Source organism: Argonema galeatum A003/A1 (genome assembly GCF_023333595.1).
Taxonomy (GTDB): Bacteria; Cyanobacteriota; Cyanobacteriia; order Cyanobacteriales; family Aerosakkonemataceae; genus Argonema; species Argonema galeatum.
This window is the reverse complement of the sequence record NZ_JAIQZM010000003.1, coordinates 257,916-273,111: the sequence shown is the minus strand read 5'-3', so window position 1 is coordinate 273,111 and position 15,196 is coordinate 257,916. Positions and strand designations below refer to the sequence as shown.

The window sequence follows — 15,196 nt, the reverse complement described above, 5'->3', positions numbered from 1 at the left end:
TGCCAGTATGGCAGATCCTTGCTAAAGCAAGGAGGAGAATATCAATTCTGCCAAGGTTGGTCTACTCTTTTTAAGATCTTTCATGCAAACTGAAGATTTTAGTGAACTTTTCCCCCTTTTCAACACTGTCAACCCAGAAACCTTAGAATGGCTTCTGTCGGTTTCTGACGAACACGAATACCCAGCAGGCCGAGCGGTTCTCATGGAAGATGCTTGGGGTAACGCGGTTTACTTCCTGGTATCTGGCTGGGTCAAAGTCCGACGCATCGTTGGCGATGACGGTGTGACGCTGGCAATTCTGGGACAGGGTGATTTTTTTGGAGAAATGGCGATTCTAGATGAATCCCCCCGCTCAACCGATGTGGTTGCCCTCTGCTCGGTGCGCTTGCTTAGCGTCCATGCTCAACGATTTATTCAAACTCTGTTCAAAGACCCCCAGCTGCACCACCGGATGCTGCAAGTGATGGTACGGCGACTGCGCCAAATGAACCACCGCTTTCAATTGCGCCATCAGCCACCGGCTGTCAAGTTAGCTAACACTTTGGTGGCTATGGGAGAAAATTACGGTCAGGCAACCGAGAAGGGAACGGAAATCTATAACATCCCTTTGAAAGATTTGGCTGATGTGACGGATATCGGTGTGGAGGAAACGACTAAAATTATGGAAAAACTAGATAGTAAGGGCTGGATCAAGATTGATGCTGGGCGTCAAGTTATCCATCTGATCAACCTTAAGCAGTTGACGCACCTGGCAGGACGAGTCTAGCAATTTTAGATTTTAGATTTGGGATTTTGGATTAATGACGGAAGCCACTCAAGTCCGATTCAGCCGCTTTACCAGCACCGCACCGGCAATTCACTACCAGGTTGCGATGCCGCTGCCTAGTTCTCACCTGTTTGAGGTGACTTTGCAGGTTGTAGGTTGGTCAGTTTCAGTGCTTGATTTAAAGCTGCCGGTTTGGACTCCAGGTTCTTACTTGGTGCGGGAGTATGCTAAGCATTTGCAGGATTTTTCCGCTTATAGCGGGGGCAATATTTTGCCTTGGTGTAAGTTAGGGAAAAATCACTGGCAAATTGAAACTGATGGGGTGTCTGAAATAACAGTGAAGTACCGCGTGTTTGCCAACGAGCTGACGGTGCGTACAAATCATTTAGATGATTCTCACGGTTATTTCAATCCGGCGGCGCTGTGTTTTTATTTACCGGGATTTGAGCAGCAACCGATCGCGATCGAAATTATCCCGCCTTTAGCAGAATGGAGGGTGACAACGCCTTTGCCGCCGGTTGCAGGGCAAGTTAATGTTTTCGAGGCGGTGGATTTTGATACGCTGGTGGATAGTCCGTTTGAAGTTGGCTGTCACAATTTATATGAGTTTGAGGTGCTGGGCAAGTCTCATGAGTTAGCAATTTGGGGACAGGGAAATGCCGAAGCGGATCGGATTATTCCCGATATCCAAAAAATTATCCAGGTTGAAGCTGAAATGTTTGGGGGGCTACCCTATGAAAGGTATGTGTTTCTGCTGCATTTGGCTTCTACGGGTGCTGGTGGTTTGGAACACAAAAATTCCTGCACTTTAAATTATTCGCGTTTTGGTTTTCGGGCTAAGGATAAGTACGATCGCTTTATGCAATTGGTGGCGCATGAATTTTTCCATTTGTGGAATGTTAAGCGCCTCCGTCCTAAAGGGCTAGAAAAGTTTGATTACGATGGGGAGAATTACACTCCTTCACTGTGGTTTAGTGAGGGGACGACAAGTTATTACGATTTGTTGATTCCGCTGCGATCGGGGATCTACGATGCTAAGTCATTTTTGCATAATTTGGGTAAGGAAATTAGCCGATTCCTGACAATACCGGGACGAAAAGTGCAGCCGGTGAGTGAGTCGAGTTTTGATGCGTGGATTAAGCTTTATCGACAAGATGCAAATAGCAATAATTCCCAAATTTCTTATTACTTAAAGGGGGAATTGGTTTCGTTGTTGCTGGATTTGTTGATTCGAGGAAGATATGAAAATAAGCGATCGCTCGATGATGTGATGCGGCAAATGTGGTCAGAGTTCGGTAAAGAGGAAATCGGCTTTACGCCTTCCCAGTTGCAGGAAGCGATCGAATCTGTAGCTGGTATGGATTTGAGGGACTTTTTTGCGCGATATATTGATGGAACGGATGAGTTGCCTTTTGATGAGTACCTGGAACCTTTTGGGTTGCAAGTGCGATCGGATTCGGATGAAGAACAGCCACCTTATATGGGCTTGACAGGAAAAGCACAAAATGGTAAAGAAGTAATCAATTTTGTAGAAATTTGTTCTCCAGCTCAAGTAGGGGGTGTGGATGCTGGTGATGAGTTGCTGGCGATCGATGGGTTGCGGGTGACGGCAGAACATTTGAGCGATCGCCTCAAAGATTATAAACCGGGCGACACCATCCAGGTGACAGTTTTTCATCAAGACGAGTTGCGGACTTTGCCAGTTACCCTAGCAGCACCGCGCCCCAACTCTTACAAGATTGTCGCTGTGGAGAACTCTTCCTCAACGCAAAAACAAAACTTTGCCGGGTGGTTGGGAGTGTCGATGTCTGGTATTTTGTAAGAGTTTGAGGTTTTGACTTTATGACGATTGCACCAAATCAACTCAAAACTGAAATCATCTATCCCGACTCTGATGGTACAACAATGGCAGAGAGCGATCCAGCACGCGATTATTTAATTTATTGTGTGGAAGCGCTAGATATTTATTTTCAAAATAGAGAGGATGTCTACGTATCCGGCAATCTGTTTTTTTACTATAAAAAAGGTGTGCCAAGTGCGGTGCTTGCTCCCGATGTTTTTGTGGTTTTTGGAGTCAGGAAGAAAAAGCGTTTGAGCTATAAACTGTGGCAGGAAGAAAATAAAGTTCCTAGCTTTGTTTTGGAAATTACTTCTTTGACTACTCAGGAAAATGATGAAGAAGAAAAACCGCGTAAGTATGCTCAACTGGGAATACCAGAGTATTTTCAGTATGACCCGACGGGAGATTACCTGACTTTGCAACTTAAGGGTTCTCGACTTATTGATGGTCATTATCAACCTATTGCAGGTAATGTTTTAGCGGATGGTATTTTATCAATTTATAGTGAAGTATTGGGTTTGGATTTGCGATTAATAGGAGGGGAATTAAGATTTTACGATCCTCAAACTGGGAAGAAATTGTTGAGTCATAAAGAAACTGAATTGGCGCGACAGCAAGCCGAAAAAGCGCGACGAGATGCCATTCCTCGGTTATTGAGATTAGGATTAAGTGTAGAACAGATAGCAGAAGCTTTGAGTTTATCTGTGGAAGAGGTGAGAAAATTCGTTGAGTAAATTTGAACTTTTATAGGTTGGGTTTTGTTATCGCTTAACTCAACCTAAAATTTTGTGAACTTTCGGCGATAAAAACGAGCGAGTTTTTTTGGGGAAATACCGAGAAAATAACCAATAATCATAATTTGGTTGATTAAAGTAGTTTTAAGGACTCCTAATTTCTGCCAACGCCGTCCTGATGTTAGCACTGGTACTGGGACAATTTCAATTTTTCCTAATTCTCTTAAACGACGGATAAAGACAAAATCTTCCATAATTGGAAGTTCGGGAAAACCACCAATATCGCGAAATACATCTGCCTTTAGAAAGATGGCTTGGTCGCCGTAGGGTAGAGAAAAAAAGCGCGATCGCAAATTGACCATCTTTTCTACTAACCGTATTCCTCTGATTTTGGAATTAATTCCCAATTCAAAGGCACCAGCAATGGGGGGTTGAGATCCCCCCCAACCCCCCCTTTTTAAGGGGGGGCTAAAGATTGGATTTTGAATTGGAGAATTTTCCTTGCATTTCTCTCCTGCTAAAGTCTGACGAACCATAGTGTCGAAATTTGCGGGTAAAAGGGTATCGGCGTGGAGAAAAAGAAGGATATCGCCGCTAGCAAGTGCTGCACCTGCGTTCATTTGCTTAGCGCGTTGTGGAGGAGAAGATAAAAGTTTGATGCCTAACGAGTTCACTATGGCGACTGTTTCATCTTGACTTCCACCATCGACAACAATAACTTCCACATTAACAGCATCCTTAACTAATAATACAGTTTTAGTAATATTGTTTGCCTCATTTAAAACGGGAATAATGATGGAAATTTTGGGATTTTGCATGGGATAGCCAAAGAAATATTAGTTGAGTTATATTGTAATAATTATATTGTTGATTGAAATTCTCCGCTTGTGAGGTGCTGCAATGCCTTCTCCGTTTCCAGGAATGAACCCTTATTTAGAGAATCCCCTCCGGTGGTCGGAAGTACATCACCGCCTGATTACAGCAATTGCCATAGCCATAGAATCGAATCTCAGTCTTCAATACAGAGTGGCGATTGAAAAACGCATTTATCTGAGTGAGGAGGAAGAAGAGTCCGTCACTGTAGCAATTCCTGATGTGTCTGTATACTCTCAAAGTTCAACCTCAAGTCAGACTCGATCGACGATGACTTTACCCGCACAAACTGAAGCTGTCACGGTAAGGTTACCAGTACCGGAAGAAATGAGGGAAGGTTATTTAGAAATTAGAGAGGAGGAAACAGGATATGTGGTCACAGCGATCGAAGTTATTTCTCCCACTAACAAACGCGCTGGTATGGGACGAGATGCTTATGAAAAAAAGCGTCGGAAAGTATTAAGCAGTCCTACAAATTTGGTAGAAATTGACTTACTCAGAGGCGGTAAACCCATGCGAATGAATTATCGGCCAAATCCCGCCATCGGACTATCGCATTTTGATTGCTAGAGGAGATCGCCGTCCGCAAGCGCAGTTGTATGCTTTTAGCGTTCGGCAAGAAATTCCTCAGTTTCTGCTACCTTTGCGATCGGGAGATCCTGAACCATTGGTAGATTTACAGAGTTTGTTAATTCAGGTAGACAATCAGGCAAGATTTGATATGGCAATAAACTACCGTCTCGAATCCGTACCGCCTCTCAAATCGGAGGATAAAATTTGGGCAGATGCACTTCTGCGAGAAACGGGACTGCGTTAAACTCAGATCTTTGCAGATAAATTTTTCTGGTCATGTGTATATACAAAGGAAAGATCTTCGGGCCGATCGACATCAGAAAGTTCGGTCAGGTAAGCAACTTTTAAATTAAGTTTCTCAGCAATTTCTAGGGTTTGTTGGAAAACTTCAGATGTACTCCAGCTAATTCCCGTGAATAGGTCGGGGATAAAGCGGCATAAACCAATTAAGTAATAACCGCCATCGGTGGCGGGACCAAGGACTAAATCGTGCTGGGAAAGTGCCTGAAATGCTTCTGCGATAATTTGGGATTTCAGGGTCGGACAATCAGAACCAACGATAATAACATTATCCGTATTATTGGTAAATGCTATTTGAAATGCAGACGCCATTCGCATTCCAATATCGCCTTCACTCTGTTGTCGATAAAAAATATCATCTCCCAACCATTGTTGCATCAATTGTCGATCGCCACCCGTAAAATGCACTTCCAGAGATAGGGGAAGGGAGAATTGAAGTTTTTTGACTTGTGCGATCGCACTTTCTGTCATTTGGCGATGAAGAACCGCTGCACCTTCAGCACCCAGAACTGGGATGAGTCGCGTCTTGACTTTTCCTGCTTCTGGATAGCGAGTAAAAATGACTAGGCAATTGGTCATTACTAATTTCAGATTTTAGATTTCAAATTTAATCTAAAAATATCAGAACTTACGCACTAACCAAGGTTTTGCCCCCCTAGCCCCCCAAATCTGGGGGGAACAGGACTTTATCTCCCCCCAGGTTTGGGGGGTTTGGGGGCAAATTCGTAAGTCCTGTTAAATTTGAAATCTGCAATTTGCAATCTTAAATTATCGATCAGCTCATTTCCAACATCCGTTGCATTGGTCGCAATGCAGCTAATCGCGTTTCTTCTGGTAAAGTTATTTCCGGTGAGCGATTTTTCATCGCCCAATAAAGCTTTTCCAGAGTATTTAATCGCATGAAAGGACACTCATTGCAGGCGCAATTGTTGATTGGTGGTGCGGGAATGAAGCGTTTTTGAGGTTGCTGCTTCTGCATTTGGTGAATAATACCAGGTTCGGTAGCAACAATAAAAGCTTCACTGGAACTAGCTTGAGAATACTTCAGCAAAGCACTGGTAGAACCGATGTAGTTGGCGTGACGCAATACTGGCGGTTCGCATTCGGGATGAGCGATGATTTCGGCTTCTGGGTGGGCAATTTTTAACTGGACTATCTTCTTTTCGGAGAAGTTTTCATGTACAATACAAGCTCCTTGCCATAGTACCATGTCTCGCCCAGTTTGCTCCATGACGTAGCGACCGAGATTGCGATCGGGAGCAAATATAATTGGCTGATTTGCTGGAATTTGGCTAACTATCTTGACAGCGTTGGAACTGGTGCAGATAATATCGCTCATTGCCTTAATGGCGGCAGAGCAATTGATATAGGAAATCACCAAATGTCCTGGGTGCGCGGCTTTAAAGGCGGCAAAGGCGTCGGGGGGACAAGTATCTGCCAAAGAGCAACCGGCGTTTAAATCTGGTAAAAGTACCAATTTATCTGGGTTGAGAATTTTGGCAGTTTCCGCCATAAAGTGAACGCCTGCGAAGACGATGACATCCGCATTGGTGCTGGCGGCTCGCCGGGATAGCTCTAGGGAATCACCAATATAATCTGCTACATCCTGAATATCAGGGTCTTGGTAATAGTGAGCGAGAATAACGGCGTTTAGCTTGGTTTTGAGAGCTTGAATCGCCTCAAACAAATCAGGGGGAGTTGCTGGGGCTTGGGTGTAATCTTTGAGAGGAAGTGTAGTAATCAACACAGTAAGCATCTACCAGGTGTAGGAAGGCATAGCCTTGATTATTGATTAATTATAGTTGGTTTTACTAAAAGTGTTGGCAAGTAGTATCGTAGAAATTACGCAAATATCCAATGTTATAGCCCCCCGACCCCCAACCCCCAACCTTGGGGGAGAGAGTTACAGCCCCCCAAGGTTGGGGGGTTAGGGGGGCGAGATCTTGAGTTGGCTGCAAAAACAGGCTTTGCTTGCCTATCCTGGAAAAGGATGATAGGGGAAGTAGGCATGGCTGGTCAGGGAAATCAAAATCAAGGGATTAAAATAGCAGTTGTCGGGGATGTCCACGACCAGTGGGAAGCTGAGGATGGGGAAGCTTTACGCCACTTGGGTGTGGATTTGGTGCTGTTTGTGGGGGATTTTGGGAATGAGTCGGTGCGGGTGGTAAGAGCGATCGCATCTCTAGACATCCCCAAAGCGGTCATTTTGGGCAACCACGATGCGTGGTACAGCGCCTCGGAGTGGGGACGCAAGCGGTGTCCCTACAACCGCAAGAAGGAAGACTGGGTGCAGGATCAGCTAGATGCTTTGGGCGAAACTCATGTGGGTTACGGAAAGCTGGACTTCCCAGAATTGAACTTAACGGTTGTGGGGAGTCGTCCCTTCAGTTGGGGTGGAGAAGTTTGGAAAAATATCGATTTCTATGAAAAACGGTATGGTGTGACCAGTTTTGAAGAGTCTAGCAGCCGGATTGTGGAGGCGGCAAATAGTGCAGCATCTGATACAATTATTTTCCTCGGTCACAATGGGCCTTTCGGGTTAGGCGATCGCCCGGACGATCCCTGCGGTAAAGATTGGGAACCCGTGGGAGAAGATTTCGGCGATCCGGATTTTGCAGATGCTCTAGCGCAAACCAAACATCTGGGTAAATCCATTCCCCTGGTAACATTTGGGCATATGCACCACCATTTACGCTACACCGATGATGAGTTACGCACTTGCGTTGCGAAGAGTCCCGATGGGACAGTTTATTTAAATGCGGCAAGTGTGCCTCGGATTGTGCAGAATGGAAGCGATCGGCTGCGGAATTTCTTCCTGGTATCCTTACAAGCTGGTGTCGTCTCTGAGATATCGCTGGTTTGGGTTGGCAAAGAGTATACTGTTGAGTCTGAGGAAATTTTTTATCAGCGAGATGAGAAGGCGTTGGGAGAAACCGGGTTTCTGACTGCTGCGAATCAAGTTTTTGGCTAACCTACCTCAAGAAACCCGGTTTCTTGTAGCCAGTTGCGATAACTGCTGGTAAAATAGAAAGGATGCACCTGGAGAGGTGGCAGAGTGGTCGAATGCGTCTGACTTGAAATCAGATGAACCCGCAAGGGTTCCGTGGGTTCAAATCCCACCTTCTCCGTTGAATGAAAGAGCGATCGCTATTTTGTCGAAGATGCGATCGCCCATCTTCAATCCTTGTCAATGTTTTTTCGGTGTCCCACTTTAATAATTAAAATCTCTAGGATCTTTGTTTCTAGCAGATAAATTATATCATGTCCGGTTGAATACTTGTAATAAATTTTATTGGCGTAGGTTGGGTTGAACAGAGTGAAACCCAACTTTAGCTTTAAGTTCGGGTTGGGTTTCGTTCCAAGAGCCCTACTACAGATATCATAAGTGATTAACCGGACATGATATTACAACCCAAGTTCTTGTTTAACTTGTTCCCAAGGAATTCGCTGTTGGTTTTCTGGATCTGCTTCTGCTTCCAGTGCATCTTGCAAATCCAGATAATCTTCTAAATCTTCAGGGTCAACAATTGTCAGTTCTCCGCTACCAACTCGTTCTAAAAGTTCAGACACCGACAGATTCAACTTTTCGGCGATGCAAGCAATTCCCGTCCATCCATCTTGGGTGAGGGTGACTTGATAGTTATCCTTTATTTTGGTCATAGTTTCTCCACCAAGTCCTAACCGAAAATATAGCGCTTCGCGCTGGTTTATTTACAAATACTGAAAGGCAGCATCAGCGGCTTTGTGAACATCAAAATTATAAGACCGCAGTTCTTTTCTGATAGCTGTCTTCACTTTATGCCACCAATGTTCAATGGGGTTTAAGTCAGGAGAGTAGCTGGGTAAGAACAGTAGTTCACATCCAGCTTTTTCCACGAGTTCTCTGATTCTTCTAGAGTTATGAAAAGGAGCATTATCCATAACGATAACCTGTCCTATCTCTACTTGAGGCAATAATACTTTCTCTAGCCAAGTTTCAACAAGTTTGGCGTTACAATATCCCTGATATACTATCGGAGCTAAAAACTTATTTTCGCACAAAGCACCAATAATACTTAGTCTTTCACGACGTTTACCTGGTCGAGTATCGTCATATCTTTTCCCCTTTTCACACCAACCATAAACCGCAGGTTCATTATTATTAATTCCGCTTTCATCCATATAAATCAACTGCTCTGGGCGATAATACGCTATTTTTTGAAGGAATTCAGACCGAGCTTCTTCACAGCGCTCTTGATAGGCATAAGTTTTTTTTTTCGAGTGTAACCTAATTTCTTTAATCCTCGACTAATTGTATCATGACTAACATCTCCCCAGAGTTGAGCCAGTTCTTTTTGGGTTAGCTCACCGTGACTATCTACAAATTCTTTGAACTTCTGCCAATCTCTAATTTTAGCTGGTTGAGGTGGTGGAATACGGGGTTGAGGAGCGATTGAGCCTGTGGTTTCAAACTGCTGTCGCCACCGATAAAGTGTTGTCCGGCTAATCAGGAGCAGATAACTCACTTGACTAATTGATACTCCACTCAAGATTAGGTCAAGAGCGCGGATTCGTAAATCCTGACTATAGGTGTTCGCCATAATTCATTTCTGACAGCTTTTTCTCATTTTACTCTATCCCAACTTGTAACTATACCAGCGCGAAGCGCTATATTTCAATTTTAATTAATTTGTCTTAGCATGACTGTTGACAGCCGACGGAAAATCTTCTCCCTCGGCAAGTTTTAGCCAAGAAACCGGGTTTATCCCAGATCCAAAATGGCTATAACCACCCATTTACGTTATAGAAACCTGGTTTGGAGCATAAGTTATAGATATTTTGGCATAATTGAAAGAACATCTGTACCAGGGATCGTAACATGACAGTATCTCAGTCAGAAACTCAAACTTCCAAATTGTACGATCGCGACTTCTGCTTGTGGGCCCAAAAAACAGCAAAGCTTCTCAGAGAAGGCAAATTTTCCGAACTGGATATGGAAAACCTCATCGAAGAAGTGGAAGACATGAGCAAAAGATATAAAGATGCGCTGAAAAGCAATCTCCGAATTCTCTTGATGCACTTACTCAAGTACAAATACCAGCCGACAAAACGTTCTCAAAGTTGGCTAAACACAATCGAGGAACATCGCATCCGCATAGAAGATTCCTTTGAGGATAGTCCCAGCTTAAAGCCCTATTTTCTAGAAGTTTTTGACAGCTGCTATCAAAAAGCCCGCAAACAAGCTGCCAAAGAAACCAATTGGCCGATCGATACATTTCCCAGCGAGTCGTCTTTCACGCCTGAACAATGTCTTGATGAAGATTTTTTACCTGAGTTGTAAGGAAGGTTGATAATGACATTAACTTATAGCAATAGTAACATTTATGAATTATACGATCGCGACTTTTACCTGTGGATTGAAGAAACTGCAAGGTTAGCGGGACTTAAACAAAAAATCAGTGCTAAGCATGGTAAAATGGTTAGTAGCTAGCGTTTTCACATCGAGGAACAGGCAATGAAGGAAACAACCCCCACCGCCATGCCCCCATGCTTCGACAAATGGTGTCATCGTTTCGACGATGTGTTCACCCACATTGCCCAAAAAACCGGGTTTAGGCACTATTTAGGAGGATTATTGGGAGAAAGTGAGCGAAAAAACCTCACCCAGATGTCAAAAGATGCCGTAGGAGTCACTTATCACCGATTACATCATTTTTTGACCGCCGCGACTTGGGATGCCGAACGTCTCAATGAGCGAAGGTTGCAAGTAATGCAGCAATGCAGTCAGACCAAAATTAGAAGGGGGTTTACCTTAATCATCGATGACTCAGGTCATAGAAAAAGTGGAAAATCAACCGCAGGAGTAGGCAGACAATATATTGGAGAAATCGGCAAAACGGAGAACGGAGTAGTCTTAGTAACAACCCATTTATATGATGGAGTAAAAAGTTTACCATTAGACGTATCGTTATACCAACACGCTAGTTCATTACCCCAAGGAAAACAATCTCCAGAATTCATTAAAAAACCAGAGCTAGCCTTAAAGTTAGTTGACAAATGCTTAGCTAGAGGAGAGCGACCTGGAATAGTATTAATTGATGCTGGCTATGGTAATAATAGTAATTTTTTGAAACAGCTAGAGGCCAAAGAATTAAGATATATAGGAGGATTAGCCAAAAATAGAAAAGTATTAGTTCCTGGAACTAATTCCCAAGAAGCAAAAAAAATTAGACTAGATGAACTAGCAGAAAGCTTAGAGCAAGAGGCTTTCACCGCGATTGAACTAAAAGTAGAAAAGCTAAGAACCGTGTGGGTAGCAACCCTAGAAGTAGAATTATCAACAATGTCCGGGTCAAAAAAAGTAGCTATCGTGATGAATGCTCCGACTTTTGCATTCGCGACAGAAGTTGATTATTTGCTCACTAATGTTACCACCGAAAAAGCCACAAGTGAATGGATAGTAACCACTTACTCCCAACGTAATTGGGTAGAGGTATTCTATCGGGAAGCGAAGGGTTGGTTAGGATTAAAAGAGTATCAAGTAAGAGGAGATAGAAGCCTTTATCGGCATTGGATATTAGTATTTTGTGCCTACAGTTTTATTGTTTGGCATCAATTAACTGGGGGGCTGAGACGACGATGGGCAAACCAACCATTAGAGACATTTAATGATGCCTTATCAGCTTTTAAAACAGCTATATCTTATAGATTTGTGCGCTGGCTGCAAGAAAACATGGACGTATTTGCCGCTTATAAAGCCAGTTTGGGCTTTATTTGGGCTTAAATTTTGTTTAAGCCCCGTTAGTACGCGAGGGCAACTTTTCGGAGTTAGATATTGAAAACTTAGTAGATGAAGTTGAGAGTTTGGGAAGATGGGAAAAACGGGAACTGGATGAGAGTTTTTTGGCAGTTATACGGTATTTGCTTAAATACAAATATTGCGAACTACAGCAGAGGGAACTATGGCGCGTCGCGATTGGAGAACATCGCACTCGCATAAAGGAAATTTTAGCAGACAGCCCTAGTTTAAAAACGTTATTGTTAGAATGTTTTACTCAAATATACCAAGATGCCAAAGAATTAGTCGAGTTGGAGATGGAATTAGCCCCAGATAGTTTACCTAGCGAGTCACCTTTCACCATTGAAGAATTTCTAGATGAAGATTTTTTACCGTTGTAGAAGTTTGGGTAATTTATGAATTCTTGGTTGGAAAAAACAACGGCGTCGCACTATGGCACTATTATGGCAATTCAAAAAGAGTTGGAAGAAGGAGATCTCGAAGCGGTTCGTATAGGATTGGAGGCTTTAAGAGAAGCTGTGAGTTTTCTATTATATGCGATCGCCCTTCCTTCCCTCCCTCTCAACTTCCTCCCAAATTCAACACTCCTGACTGCATATCCACCACTAACCGCCGACTTTTCAACCACTGACGACCAATTAAAACTTCTGGAACTCCATCCCCAACATGAACGGGAATATCGAATTCTTCTCCATCTATTCGTACTTTTCCTACATAAATATCAAAATTTGCCTCTCCCTTTGCTATTCGCATATTTCGCTCTCCTACATAGGGCCAATCAAGCCCCTCTAAATCCTGCTTATCGATTGCTAACCAGTCTGAAAATCCTGTATCTAACATGGCATCAACTGGTAATTCCAATCCATCAGCAGCAATCAACTCTATTTCAAAAAATAACTCCTCATCATCCCCAAATTTGCCTTCAATCATATTGTGCCAGCTACTCCCGTTTCATTGATTCGGAAGATATAAACAGGAGCATTAGGATGCTTATGTCGCGACATATTTATAGCTGTTAATTCATTTTTATTAATAAAATAATCTCCACTATCAGGTTCAACCGCTATATACCAGTTGTAATGAGTTTTAATCAGTTCGGGTTGAACTCGATCGAAAATCACTTGGCAGCGCTTATGAAATGCCTCTTGTTCGGCTTTCCACTGCGCCTTTTTTTCTTCTGACCACTGGATTTCTGGGAATATTCTGCCTCGGCGGACGATGCGAGTAGGTTTTGTTTCAGTCATTTTTGATTCTCCTATTTCTGAAATATATAATTTTCAATTAACTCTGCTATTGGCTGAAGATAGTGATTGCCTTGGCTCATATTCTGCCAGCTACTCCGGTTTCATTAATAACCAAAATATATGGAATAGCATTCTGTTTTTTTTGCGAGCCATCTGTGTAGCTACTTCTTCATTTTTGTCAATAAAATAGTCTTCGCTATCTGGATCGATCGCCATAAAATAGTTATAGTGAGTTTTGATTACCCCTGGCTTGACTTTTTCAAAAATAACTTGGCAACGGTGACGAGTTGCTGCCATTTCTGCTTTCCACTGCGCCTTTTTTTCTTCTGACCACTGGATTTCTGGGAATATTCTGCCTCGGCGGACGGTGCGAGTAGGTTTTGTGTCGGTCATTTTTAATTCTCCTATTTCTGAAATATCTAATTTTTGATTATCTCTAGTATTGGCTGAAGATAACGATAGACTCACTAAAAGAGATATTTCTATTATAGCCATAGTCAGATATGCGATCGCCCTTTCTTCCCTCCCCTTCAACTTTCTCCCAAAGTTAACAACCATGACTGCATAGAATTGTTTATTACAACCAAATATAGCATTTATTATTTATCAAAACTTTATTTTGCTTCCTCAAGACGACGTAGGTAAAAATAAATTAATGAAATAACCCACTTGACTTATTCAATCAGGTGGGTTATTTCATTTCAGATTTACTTAAATAAAAGGCTGTAAGTGCTGAATCAACTGTGGCGCTGACTGCACACCCTCAATTCGATCGACCTGCACACCATTCTTAAAGAGTACCAGCGTCGGCAGAGCGTGAATGCTATACTGAGAAGCTAACTGAGAATATTTATCAGTGTCAATTTTTACAACCTTTAAGCGGCCTTGCATTTGGGCATTCACCTGCTCTAGAATGGGAGCCATCATCTGGCAGGGGCCGCACCAGGTAGCGTAAAAATCTACCAACACTGGCACGTCTGAGCCAGATAACAACTCATCAAAGCTGTTGAACTGTTGTTTAGTAGCCATAAGAAAAAATTAATTGTTTGCTTAACACCAACTTAATCCTAGATTCTGGTTTGATAAATTTTGTAAGTCTTAGGTACGAATCAACCTAAGATAGTTAGCGCAGTTATTGAACCATCTCACTGACGTACATGGAAGCATTGCCAGAAAATGATCGGCGGTTGCGGGGACAAGTTGCTATTGTTACAGGTGCTTCGCGGGGAATCGGTCGCGCCGTCGCCGTCGCCTTGGCCGCTGAGGGAGCGAATCTTGTTGTAAACTATGCCAGTTCCAGTACCGCTGCTGAAGAGGTGGTAGCGGAAATCACAGCGGGAGGAGGTAATGCGATCGCACTCCAAGCCGACGTTTCCAAAGCCGATCGAGTAGACACCCTCATCAACGCCGCAATGGACAAATGGGGTCGCGTCGATATTCTCGTCAACAACGCTGGTATTACCCGCGACACATTGCTACTGCGGATGAAACCAGAAGATTGGCAAGCCGTAATCGATCTCAACCTCACAGGCGTCTTTCTCTGTACCCGCGCCGCCAGTAAAATAATGCTCAAACAACGCAGCGGTCGAATTATCAACATTTCCTCAGTTGCGGGTCAAATGGGCAACCCCGGTCAAGCTAACTACAGCGCCGCCAAAGCTGGCGTCATCGGCTTTACCAAAACCGTCGCCAAGGAACTTGCTTCTCGCGGCATCACAGTAAATTCTGTTGCCCCTGGATTTATTGTCACAGATATGACCGGCAATCTCAAATCAGAGGAAATCTTGAAATACATTCCTCTAGGTCGCTACGGTCAACCAGAAGAAGTCGCCGGGATGGTTCGCTTTCTCGCCGCTGACCCAGCTGCCGCATACATCACCGGACAAGTGTTTAACGTCGATGGTGGCATGGTTATGGCCTAGCTAATCGGTCATTAAGTAGGTCGGGCGCAAATAAATCATTATTGGTACGTAGTTGCGCTTTAGCACTAAAGCGCAACTACGTACCAAATACAGAAATGGGTAAATCTTCTTTGCATCCCCAATCTTGATTAGCACTCGCACGCCTAGAGTGCTAAATTGGCTAATG

The 15,196-nt window shown here is 43.4% G+C and carries 20 protein-coding genes, 1 tRNA gene and 1 pseudogene; 12 read left to right on the top strand and 10 right to left on the bottom strand.

Annotated elements, in window-relative coordinates; translation table 11 throughout:
• Positions 1-82: 82 nt before the first annotated feature.
• The 3 genes from LAY41_RS06025 to LAY41_RS06015 are packed head-to-tail and all read left to right on the top strand — an operon-like array spanning position 83 to position 3,340.
• Positions 83-766: a Crp/Fnr family transcriptional regulator gene (locus tag LAY41_RS06025; RefSeq protein ID WP_249095244.1), complete on the top strand. Its 684-nt coding sequence runs from the start codon at positions 83-85 to the stop codon at positions 764-766.
• A 34-nt stretch (positions 767-800) separates the two neighbouring features.
• Positions 801-2,588, top strand: a complete 1,788-nt coding sequence (locus LAY41_RS06020; protein WP_249095242.1) for a M61 family metallopeptidase — start codon at positions 801-803, stop codon at positions 2,586-2,588.
• A 20-nt stretch (positions 2,589-2,608) separates the two neighbouring features.
• Positions 2,609-3,340 (top strand): Uma2 family endonuclease, encoded by a 732-nt coding sequence (locus LAY41_RS06015; RefSeq protein ID WP_249095239.1) that lies wholly within the window; start codon positions 2,609-2,611, stop codon positions 3,338-3,340.
• Positions 3,341-3,384: 44 nt separating this feature from the next.
• On the opposite strand, the gene LAY41_RS06010 is transcribed toward LAY41_RS06015, so the two are convergent.
• The gene (locus LAY41_RS06010; RefSeq protein ID WP_249095232.1) at positions 3,385-4,158 is read right to left on the bottom strand and encodes a TIGR04283 family arsenosugar biosynthesis glycosyltransferase; all 774 of its coding nucleotides are present in this window, start codon (positions 4,156-4,158) and stop codon (positions 3,385-3,387) included.
• Between the two features lie 82 nt (positions 4,159-4,240).
• Here LAY41_RS06010 and LAY41_RS06005 point away from each other — a divergent pair, with 82 nt between their 5' ends.
• Both LAY41_RS06005 and LAY41_RS32555 read left to right on the top strand, forming a co-directional pair.
• Complete coding sequence (locus LAY41_RS06005; protein ID WP_338022939.1) at positions 4,241-4,783, top strand: DUF4058 family protein; 543 nt, start codon at positions 4,241-4,243, stop codon at positions 4,781-4,783.
• A complete protein-coding gene (locus tag LAY41_RS32555; protein WP_338022938.1) occupies positions 4,773-5,030 on the top strand; it encodes a DUF4058 family protein in 258 nt (85 codons plus the stop codon). Before LAY41_RS06005 ends, LAY41_RS32555 begins: the two co-directional genes overlap by 11 nt.
• Positions 5,031-5,032: 2 nt before the next feature.
• Here LAY41_RS32555 and LAY41_RS06000 read toward each other — a convergent pair whose 3' ends face one another.
• Positions 5,033-5,665, bottom strand: a complete 633-nt coding sequence (locus tag LAY41_RS06000; protein WP_249095229.1) for a TIGR04282 family arsenosugar biosynthesis glycosyltransferase — start codon at positions 5,663-5,665, stop codon at positions 5,033-5,035.
• Between the two features lie 196 nt (positions 5,666-5,861).
• Positions 5,862-6,827, bottom strand: coding sequence for a quinolinate synthase NadA (nadA, locus tag LAY41_RS05995; RefSeq protein WP_420840302.1), 966 nt, complete (start codon positions 6,825-6,827; stop codon positions 5,862-5,864).
• A gap of 267 nt (positions 6,828-7,094) precedes the next feature.
• Here nadA and LAY41_RS05990 point away from each other — a divergent pair, with 267 nt between their 5' ends.
• Complete coding sequence (locus LAY41_RS05990; RefSeq protein ID WP_249095227.1) at positions 7,095-8,057, top strand: TIGR04168 family protein; 963 nt, start codon at positions 7,095-7,097, stop codon at positions 8,055-8,057.
• A gap of 70 nt (positions 8,058-8,127) precedes the next feature.
• A tRNA-Ser gene (locus LAY41_RS05985) sits at positions 8,128-8,214 on the top strand.
• 277 nt (positions 8,215-8,491) lie between these two features.
• On the opposite strand, the gene LAY41_RS05980 is transcribed toward LAY41_RS05985, so the two are convergent.
• The 3 genes from LAY41_RS05980 to LAY41_RS05970 are packed head-to-tail and all read right to left on the bottom strand — an operon-like array spanning position 8,492 to position 9,666.
• Positions 8,492-8,746, bottom strand: coding sequence for a hypothetical protein (locus tag LAY41_RS05980; RefSeq protein WP_249095224.1), 255 nt, complete (start codon positions 8,744-8,746; stop codon positions 8,492-8,494).
• 51 nt (positions 8,747-8,797) lie between these two features.
• Entirely contained in the window at positions 8,798-9,358 is a 561-nt protein-coding gene (locus LAY41_RS05975) for an IS630 family transposase (protein WP_249095296.1), read from the bottom strand.
• The gene (locus LAY41_RS05970) at positions 9,277-9,666 is read right to left on the bottom strand and encodes a helix-turn-helix domain-containing protein (protein WP_249095221.1); all 390 of its coding nucleotides are present in this window, start codon (positions 9,664-9,666) and stop codon (positions 9,277-9,279) included. Before LAY41_RS05970 ends, LAY41_RS05975 begins: the two co-directional genes overlap by 82 nt.
• Before the next feature lie 278 nt (positions 9,667-9,944).
• Between LAY41_RS05970 and LAY41_RS05965 the strand changes: the two genes are divergently transcribed.
• From LAY41_RS05965 to LAY41_RS05950, 4 genes and pseudogenes are all read left to right on the top strand, one after another.
• Entirely contained in the window at positions 9,945-10,406 is a 462-nt protein-coding gene (locus tag LAY41_RS05965; RefSeq protein WP_249095218.1) for a DUF29 domain-containing protein, read from the top strand.
• Between the two features lie 12 nt (positions 10,407-10,418).
• On the top strand, positions 10,419-10,556 hold the full coding sequence (locus LAY41_RS05960; protein ID WP_249095215.1) for a DUF29 domain-containing protein: 138 nt from the start codon (positions 10,419-10,421) through the stop codon (positions 10,554-10,556).
• Between the two features lie 24 nt (positions 10,557-10,580).
• On the top strand, positions 10,581-11,849 hold the full coding sequence (locus tag LAY41_RS05955; protein ID WP_249095212.1) for an IS701 family transposase: 1,269 nt from the start codon (positions 10,581-10,583) through the stop codon (positions 11,847-11,849).
• Between the two features lie 29 nt (positions 11,850-11,878).
• A pseudogene (locus LAY41_RS05950) lies at positions 11,879-12,244 on the top strand (DUF29 domain-containing protein); the annotation flags it as partial.
• A 181-nt stretch (positions 12,245-12,425) separates the two neighbouring features.
• On the opposite strand, the gene LAY41_RS05945 reads toward LAY41_RS05950, so the two are convergent.
• The 4 genes from LAY41_RS05945 to trxA all read right to left on the bottom strand — a co-directional run bounded on the left by LAY41_RS05945 (position 12,426) and on the right by trxA (position 14,137).
• The gene (locus LAY41_RS05945; RefSeq protein ID WP_249095211.1) at positions 12,426-12,794 is read right to left on the bottom strand and encodes an aspartyl protease; all 369 of its coding nucleotides are present in this window, start codon (positions 12,792-12,794) and stop codon (positions 12,426-12,428) included.
• Positions 12,791-13,108 (bottom strand): hypothetical protein, encoded by a 318-nt coding sequence (locus LAY41_RS05940; RefSeq protein WP_249066211.1) that lies wholly within the window; start codon positions 13,106-13,108, stop codon positions 12,791-12,793. The genes LAY41_RS05945 and LAY41_RS05940 overlap by 4 nt, the downstream gene beginning before the upstream one ends.
• Before the next feature lie 90 nt (positions 13,109-13,198).
• Positions 13,199-13,666 carry a hypothetical protein gene (locus LAY41_RS05935; RefSeq protein ID WP_249095208.1) on the bottom strand — a complete coding sequence of 156 codons (468 nt, stop codon included), beginning with the start codon at positions 13,664-13,666 and terminating at the stop codon, positions 13,199-13,201.
• Between the two features lie 153 nt (positions 13,667-13,819).
• Positions 13,820-14,137, bottom strand: a complete 318-nt coding sequence (gene trxA, locus LAY41_RS05930; RefSeq protein ID WP_249095207.1) for a thioredoxin — start codon at positions 14,135-14,137, stop codon at positions 13,820-13,822.
• A gap of 128 nt (positions 14,138-14,265) precedes the next feature.
• On the opposite strand from trxA, the gene fabG reads away from it, so the two are divergent.
• Positions 14,266-15,030 carry a 3-oxoacyl-[acyl-carrier-protein] reductase gene (gene fabG / locus LAY41_RS05925; RefSeq protein WP_249095205.1) on the top strand — a complete coding sequence of 255 codons (765 nt, stop codon included), beginning with the start codon at positions 14,266-14,268 and terminating at the stop codon, positions 15,028-15,030.
• Positions 15,031-15,196 lie beyond the last annotated feature (166 nt).